The organism is Massilia sp. DD77 (genome assembly GCF_036961685.1).
In the GTDB taxonomy this organism is placed as follows: domain Bacteria; phylum Pseudomonadota; class Gammaproteobacteria; order Burkholderiales; family Burkholderiaceae_D; genus Telluria.
This window is the reverse complement of sequence record NZ_JBAMDH010000080.1, coordinates 1-6,205: the sequence shown is the minus strand read 5'-3', so window position 1 is coordinate 6,205 and position 6,205 is coordinate 1. Positions and strand designations below refer to the sequence as shown.

Below are 6,205 nucleotides of genomic sequence, written 5' to 3'. Positions count from 1 at the left end.
GCATCTGACGGTGGTCTTGCAAGCTCATCCGTGAACTTAGTGCGTCTCACAAAACCGTCAGGGCAAGGGATGCCCCTCCGACGCGGCGTCGAGGACAGCAAGACTGTACGGCGAGATGGCGCAATGCGGCCATGGAGGATTTGTCAGGTGCACCTGGTGCAGGTGACCCACCGGTGGTCGACATCCGGCTGGTCGCGCCGCGCCATTGGTGTGCGCACGTCTTGTTTGCATGACAGGTATATTGCTCGGTTGGATAGCAAGCCGCGGGAATTCCGGCGCGCCGTCAAACAATTGGAGACGACATGAAGCAAGACGCATTACGCTGGACACCGCTGGCCGCAGCCCTCCCGACCGTCCTTGCCTGCTGGCCGCTGGCCGCGGCGGCGGACGAACCGGTCGGCGCGCCCAGCGTCGTGGTGGTCACCGCGACCCGCGCCGAACACACGAGTTTCGACCTGCCGGCCTCGATCGATGCGGTCGATGCCGCGTCGATCCGCGACACGCAGCCGCGCGTGAACGCGTCCGAAGCCCTGGCCGCGGTGCCGGGCCTGGTCGCACGCGACCGCCAGAACTACGCTCAGGATCTGCAGATTTCCTCGCGCGGTTTCGGCGCGCGCTCGGCCTTCGGTGTGCGTGGCGTGCGCCTGGTCGCGGACGGCATCCCGGCCACCATGCCCGATGGCCAGGGCCAGGCCGCCACCTTCAATCTCGACATGGCCGAGCGGATCGAAGTGTTGCGCGGTCCCTTCTCCGCTTTATATGGCAACCACTCGGGCGGCGTGGTGCAGCTGTTCACGCGCGATCCGCAAGGCGCGCCCGCGGTCGAGACCAGCTTCGCGGCCGGCAGCGATGGCTTGCGCAAGCTCGATGTCAACGCCGGCGGCCGTAGCGGCGGCATCGGCTACCTGCTGGACGCTTCGCGCTTCGAGACCGACGGCTACCGCGACCACAGCGCCGCGACGCGCGACCAGGCTTACGCCAAGCTGGTGGTCGAACCGTCCACGACCAGCCGCCTGACCATCACCGCCAGCGGCCTGCGCCAGGACGACACGCAAGACCCGCTGGGCGTCACCTGGACGAGCTACCAGAACGACCGGCGCGCGGGCGAGATCGACACCACCGACACCCAGACGCCACGCCGCAGCTTCGCCGAGCGCTACGACACCCGCAAGAGCATCGACCACCAGCAGGCCGGCCTCACCTGGGAAGGCCGCTTTGGGCCGGACCGCCTGCAGTTGACCGCGTGGGGCGGCAACCGCCGCGTGATCCAATACCAGTCGTTCTCGCGGGGCTTCCAGGCCCCAAGCAGCCACTCGGGCGGTGTGATCGACTTCGACCGCGACTTCCACGGTGTCGACGCGAACTGGCGCATCGTGCGCGAACTGGCCGGCGGCACGGTGCGCACCACCCTTGGCATCGAGTTCGCGCGTTCGCGCGACGCGCGCCAGGGCTTCGAGAACTTTGTCGGCAATACATTCGGCCTCAAGGGCAATCTGCGCCGCGACGAACGGGACGATGTCGAAAATGTCGACCCGTATGTGCAGGTGCAATGGGAACGCGGCCCCTGGGTCGTGAGCGGCGGCCTGCGTCACAGCCGTGTGAAGTTCGACGTGCGCGACCGCTTCCTGTCGAACGGGGACGACAGCGGCGGCGTCGACTACCGCCACACGACGCCGCTGGCGGGCGTGCTGTACAAGGTCTCCCCCACCTTGAACGTGTACGCCAGCGCCGCGCGCGGCTTCGAGACGCCGACCCTGAACGAATCCTTCTATTCCGGCGCAGGCGGGGGCTTCAACTTCGGCCTGGCGCCGGCGGTCGGCACCCATCTCGAGGCCGGCCTGAAAGCCATGCCAATCGAACACCTGAGAATCAACGCCGCCCTGTTCCAGGTGCGTACCAGGGACGAGCTGGTGGTCGACAGCTCCTCGGGCGGGCGCACCAGCTACCGCAATGCCAGCGCCACCCTGCGCCAGGGCGCCGAACTGTCGCTCGACGCCGAGCTGGGCGCCGGCTGGAATGCGCGCGTGGCCCTGAGCGCGCTGCACGCCATCTACGACGAAGGCTTCGGCGCGGTAGCGGAGGGCAGCCGCCTGCCGGGCATTCCCAAGACCAGCTTCTACGGTGAGCTCGGCTGGAAGGACGCGGCGGGCCGCTTCGGCGCGGCGCTCGAGACGATCGCCAACAGCCGTGTCTATGCGGACGACGCCAACAATGCCGCGCCGGCGCCTGGCTACGGCATCGTGAACGCCCGGGCCCAGGCCAGCCAGCAGGCGGGAAGATGGAAGCTGAAGCAGTTCGCGCGCTTGAACAACCTGTTCGACCGCGAGTATGTAGGCTCGGTCATCGTCGGCGAGAGTAACCGCCGCTATTACGAGGCCGCGCCAGGGCGCAACTGGATACTGGGCGTGAGCGCCCAATACCAGTTCTAGAAGCGATACCGCCAGCCGGGAGCACGCATCACGTCAGGACAGCTTCACTTGTCCGGGAGCGACACGTTCGGGTACAGCTTGTGCAAGGCCGCTGTTACGGCGGGAACGAGCACCGCTTCCACTTCACGCGTCGCCGCGCCCAGGTCGGGCGCCGTGCGCACCGCCTGCCACAGGCGCGCCTGGTCAACGGCGGCCAGCGCGCCTTCGGCTTCCGCCTGCCAGAACGGCGGCGCCTCGCTCTCGACATAGTTGCCGCGGCCGCGGCCGAAGTGGGCGACAGCCAGGTAGCGCAGGATCGCGCCGACCAGCAGCGTTTGCAGGAATGGATCGGCAAACTGCACACTGGCGCGGTCGCGATCCTGACGCTGGTTGAAGCCCCAGGCGGCGCCAGCCATCGTCAGGCCGCCGACGACGGCACCCAGCAGCGCACCTGCGCCCATGGTCAGGCCGCCCGCCATGGCGTCCGCCGACAGGCCGGTGGCGGCGCCGGAAACGACGGCGCCCAGCAGGCCGGCCTGGGCCTTGTCCACCGGCGCGCGCACGGCGAAGTTCTCGCGCACGCGGGCGTTGATCGTCAGCGCCTGGCCGGGATCGATGCGGTGCAGCGATAGCATGCGCGCGGTGGCCCGATTAATGCCGTCTTCGAGACGCGCCACCAGGGCCGCCATCGCCAGCTCCTGCCGGCGCTGTTCGTCCTTGTTGATGCCGACCGCCTTGAGGGCGCTGCGCAGCACGCCGCGCTCGGTCTCGGGCAGCGCTTCGCTGTCACGCGCTGCAGCGGCCAGCTGCTCGGCGCTGGTATGCAGTGCGTTGCCGAAGCGCTCACGGTTGCGCGCGGACCATGCGGCCAGCAGGCGCGCATAGCCGGCCTGCCTGGCAGGTGCGATCAATGGTGTCAGTGCTTCATAGAACACATGCTCGTGCACCCAGCAGCGGGCGAACGCGTCGAGGGGCAGGACCTCCTTCACGACCGGATACTGCGCCAGGTACTGCTTCCAGCGCTGCTGCTCGCCCTGCTCCTGCGCGCCCGTACGCGGCGGGCCCATCTGATTGAGCAGCACGACCACCGGCTTGCCGAGCCAGTCGAGGATCTTCATCTCGGCCGGCAAATAGCCGGCGTCCTGGGGCGACTCGGACGAGTTGACCAGATAGAGCACCACGTCCGCCTCGTCGCGCGCGGCGCGTAAGGCCTGCTGGCTGAGCCAGAACGGACGGTCGCGGTAGCGGTCGAAGACCTCGCGCAGCAGCCAGCCGATCGGATTGCCGGCCATGGCCAGGCGCTTGAGCAGGCGCACCGAATCGCCGAAGCCTGGCGTATCCCACAGCACGAGCCGATCCCCGGCCTCGCTCTCGACCAGCGGATGGGCTTCGGCGAATTCCGTGACGTGGGCGGCGTCGCGCACTTCGCCGACGTCCATGCCGACCAGGGTGCGCGCCAGGGTCGTCTTGCCGTTGTTGGTATGCGAGACGAGCGCGAACTGGATCTTGACCGGCTCGCTCATCGCAGCTCCGGCAACTTCAGACCCGCGCCGAACTCGAGCGGATGCTTGTCCGGCTGGAGCAGGTCGACCACGTGGGCGGGGGCGCCGTGGAAACTGCAGAACTGGCGCCACAGCGCGCTGCGCTCAAGGACGCGCGCTTCGCTGCCGGGCTGGTCGCCAATGCGCTCGACAAAGGCCGATTCGTCGAGCAGCACGGCGACGCCGCGCGGGACGCGCTTGGCCAGGTAATCGAGGAAGGCGCCGTGGTTTTCCTTTTCCGGTGTCGCCGCAAGGCTGAACAGCACTGCGGTCACGGTCACACCGCCTTCATCCAGCCCGGTGTCACGCAGCGCATCCTTCGGCTCCACGCCGTAGCCGGCCGTTGGGCGCAGTTGCACGCGCGCCTGCCCGCCGAGGCTTTTGGCCGCGAGCGCCCACAGGCCGCGGTCGCGCGCTTCGTCGAGCGTGTAGCTGTAGGGAATTACGCGCAGCAGCGCGGGCGCGCCGGCGCCGATGCTGTCGGCCAGCTTGCGGAAGTAAGGCTGGTCCAGGTCGAGCGGAAAGCGGCGTTTCAAGCGGCCGGCACGCAGGCCGGCGAAGATGGCCAGGGTCAGGCGCGGGAGCACGACCAGCAACAAGAGGGTCGCGGCGTACAAATGCACCCATCGCTCGCCGCTGGCGATCGTGCCGCCGCTGCCGAAGCGCAGCTGCTCGATCTCGGCCAGCGAAAAGCCTTGCAGGAAGGGGAAGACGTTCATCGCCGGCAGGAACAGCCAGGACAACAGGCTGTGGACCTGGCGCGCATCGAGGAAGGTGCTTTCCCATCCCGTGACGTATTGCGTCAGCAGGCCGCGCGCGTAGAGCGAGGCGATGGCGCCAAGCGCGAATCCTGCCGCGGCGAGGTGGAAGCTGCGGGCCAGGCGTGCGCGTGTGAGCGGTTCGCTCAGCACGGCCCAGTCGGCGAGATAGTGGGCCACGCCGTCGCTGAGGGCTGACGGAAGCTTGCGCGGGACGGCGGCCTTGCCGACGCTGAGTCGGTGCAGCAAGGGGCTGCCGCCCTTGCGCTTGCGCGGGATGACGGCCCACACCAGCATGCCGAGGTAGACCAGCAGATTCCAGGCGATGATCAGCAGCAGCGGTGCGGACAGCAGGTCGACGCGGTGCGGATCGGCGATGCGGTCGAGGGCGGCGCCGGTGAGAAAGGCGATGAAGGGAAGCGCGGTCCAGATCCCGGTCATGCCCGGGCGTCGGCGTACGAAGGCGGCAAAGGCGGGCGACCTTTCGGAGAGGCGTTTGATGATCTGCTCGGCGCGCTGCTGCAGGAAGTGATGCTGGGTCACCGCCGTCTTGCTGTCGGATGCCTGCCAGGCGGCCAGCTCGCGCGCGCTGCGGGTGGCGTACTTGCGGTCATCGTCGCTCAGCACGGTGTGGGCAACGTCGGCGGTTTCGATGGCGCGCACCAGCACGACATTGCGTGCGACCTGTTCGTTCATGCTTTCCCTGTGGATGAATTGACAATGCAATGGATGCATTGTGCCTCAGTTTCGGCGGGCCGGCAGGCCGGCGGCGTGCGTTCCCGCTTGGTGGGCGCGCGTAGGCAGGCGCAGAAAAGAAAAAACCCGGGACGGTCCCGGGTTTGGATGATGCGCCGGCGCGTCAGCGGCGTGCGCCCTTGCGGCTGCGCTTGCTGCCGTAGTCGGAGGCCGGCTGCTCCACATTATTCTGGGGTATCGCTTCGGCACTGGACTGGCGGGAGCCGGAGCTGCCGAGCGAGGACTGCTGGGAGCCGCCAGGCTGGTTCTGTTCGATGCCGGTGGCTTCCTGGAGTTGACCAAGGCGGTCCTGCTCGCCGCGCGCCTGCATCCGCTGCGCCTGCTGCCGCGCGCTCCATGCGCCGTGCTGGGTGCCGACGCCGTTGCGGCTGCCATTGTTCAGGTCGGACTGCATCGACCCCATGCTCGCTTTGGGGAAGGGCGTGTCAGGGCCGCCGGGCATGACGTAGCCAGGCGCCCTGCTCTGCAGGCTGCCCTCGGCGACGGTCACGACTTTGGGTTTGTGGATGCCGCGGGCGCGGTTGTCACCGCCTTTGACCTTCTCTTTCGATTTCATGATCGCTCCTCTGCTTGCTCAACGAATGGATCGATCATGCGCGCAGCCGTGTCAGGTCTGTATAGGAGAAGGTTTCGCTGCGGTGTAGGAATGTCCGCACGCTCTGTTGAGAGAGCGGGACGGTAAGGAGTTGGTGGCTTTATGCGGGCGTTCGAAAGGCGGTGTGGCGACTAGGGTCTGTCTGAT

At 67.9% G+C, this 6,205-nt stretch carries 4 protein-coding genes; 1 reads left to right on the top strand and 3 read right to left on the bottom strand.

All coding sequences use genetic code 11. The features are described 5' to 3' along the window. Positions 1 to 302 precede the first annotated feature (302 nt). Positions 303 to 2,429, top strand: a complete 2,127-nt coding sequence (locus V7778_RS24925) for a TonB-dependent receptor family protein (protein WP_335560311.1) — start codon at positions 303 to 305, stop codon at positions 2,427 to 2,429. 44 nt (positions 2,430 to 2,473) lie between these two features. Here the strand turns inward: V7778_RS24925 and V7778_RS24920 are convergent, their stop codons facing one another. The 3 genes from V7778_RS24920 to V7778_RS24910 form a co-directional block, all read right to left on the bottom strand. Next, positions 2,474 to 3,931, bottom strand: a complete 1,458-nt coding sequence (locus V7778_RS24920) for a DUF3482 domain-containing protein (protein ID WP_335560309.1) — start codon at positions 3,929 to 3,931, stop codon at positions 2,474 to 2,476. Continuing rightward, positions 3,928 to 5,403 (bottom strand): DUF2868 domain-containing protein, encoded by a 1,476-nt coding sequence (locus tag V7778_RS24915; protein ID WP_335560307.1) that lies wholly within the window; start codon positions 5,401 to 5,403, stop codon positions 3,928 to 3,930. Before V7778_RS24915 ends, V7778_RS24920 begins: the two co-directional genes overlap by 4 nt. A 163-nt stretch (positions 5,404 to 5,566) precedes the next feature. Further along, positions 5,567 to 6,019, bottom strand: coding sequence for a hypothetical protein (locus V7778_RS24910; RefSeq protein WP_335560305.1), 453 nt, complete (start codon positions 6,017 to 6,019; stop codon positions 5,567 to 5,569). Positions 6,020 to 6,205: the final 186 nt, after the last annotated feature.

Coding starts and splice junctions, on each gene's coding strand:
- V7778_RS24925 (WP_335560311.1), top strand. CDS start 303: ATGAAGCAAGACGCATTACGCTGGACACCGCTGGCCGCAGCCCTCCCG.
- V7778_RS24920 (WP_335560309.1), bottom strand. CDS start 3,931: ATGAGCGAGCCGGTCAAGATCCAGTTCGCGCTCGTCTCGCATACCAAC.
- V7778_RS24915 (WP_335560307.1), bottom strand. CDS start 5,403: ATGAACGAACAGGTCGCACGCAATGTCGTGCTGGTGCGCGCCATCGAA.
- V7778_RS24910 (WP_335560305.1), bottom strand. CDS start 6,019: ATGAAATCGAAAGAGAAGGTCAAAGGCGGTGACAACCGCGCCCGCGGC.